The sequence below is a fragment of the [Pseudopropionibacterium] massiliense genome (assembly GCF_900607225.1).
Taxonomy (GTDB): Bacteria; Actinomycetota; Actinomycetes; order Propionibacteriales; family Propionibacteriaceae; genus Arachnia; species Arachnia massiliensis.
Window position 1 is genome coordinate 1 of sequence record NZ_LR027845.1, and the last position, 1293, is coordinate 1293.

1 protein-coding gene is annotated in these 1293 nt (G+C 53.4%); it reads right to left on the reverse strand.

Going from position 1 to position 1293, the window contains the following annotated elements; translation table 11 throughout:
* Nucleotides 1-617 precede the first annotated feature (617 nt).
* A complete protein-coding gene (locus E0E39_RS15565) occupies nucleotides 618-860 on the reverse strand; it encodes a DMP19 family protein (RefSeq protein ID WP_130875764.1) in 243 nt (80 codons plus the stop codon).
* Between the last annotated feature and the right edge of the window lie 433 nt (nucleotides 861-1293).

The window sequence follows — 1293 nt, forward strand, 5'->3', positions numbered from 1 at the left end:
AGATTGTGTCTGAGCGTCAACAAAGTGACCTGGATACAGCGGAACAACCCCAAGGTGCGGGACCCTGCTGCGGGAAGGTTTCCGGAACGGGAGGTGTGGATCAGTTCGCACAGGTCAAGGATCTGGTCGCGGTCAAGGCTTGTGGTAGTATTCATGGCAGCGGCTTGTCTTTCATCTGAGGGTTTTCTTTCTACACCTTGAATTATCCCAGATCGGGCAAGCCGCCCTCACATCCCCCCTCGGGATAAAGCGTTAGCTGAGGGAAACCAAAACACCCCTATGAATAAGCCTCAAAGAAGTGACATCATGGATTGAACTCTGGTACAATCAAACCAGGCTTCATTCCGCGATCGGGTACCGCACCCCGAACGAAGTCCATCAGGAATGGAGGAAAACCGAGACGGCAGCCTAAACCATAATCCAAGTTTTTCACCGCCGTCCACAAAACCTATGGCAGTCCACCCTACAGCCCCGAGCACAACCCCATCGAACACGTCTAGAAAGAAGCAGCAACCACCAAAGAACAACCTTCACCAACACCCGCCAAGCATTCGAAACCTTCATCCGAACAAACACATTCCCCTACCGCCCCACAAAATAATTTTGTTTAAAGCACACTACAATCCAACGATCACGCGATTGACCACCTCGGGCACCCAGTCGGAGTTCGCGACGAATTGATCAATGCCGCCGTTGGATACCTGCGCCTGGTAGAAGTCGACGTGATAGGAGGCCAGTGCTTCGGGACTGAGTTCGGTCATTTCCGCGCCTTCCTCGAGCAGGTAATTGACCACATCAATGTTGCATTGAATGACCTCGTAAGGTGTCTTGCTCTTGAGGGACTTGCGGGCGAGGATCACGTGATCGAGTAACAACTTCGGACCTTTCGTCTGGGGGCAACCTCTGCCGTAGAGGCGACGAGAGTCTAGCGGGAGGCAGAAAAGGGCCACAGCGGCTGCGATGGCGCAGTGGCGGTGCTAGTTGCGCCTTAGGAGCTGCTTGTTGAGCGGAAATCGGTTTGTCGTGGACGGGGCCTGATTCGCAAGCCCTCGGCCTGGGTCAGGTCTGCCTCGGCCGCTGCCAGCACTCGAGGCGAAGAAGATTGGTATAGCTCCCATTTAACAAGATGTCGTTGTGTTTGGTGTTTTCTGGGGTATTACCCAAGGTTTTGCTGCGGGGGCGGCATGTCGTGTTGCATCATTTTTACCGGAGCGCTTGAATAAGAGTTGTGGAAGGATTCGCTGCCGGATATGAAGAACTTTTGCAGGATTATCAGGTGAATGCTGTGTATCC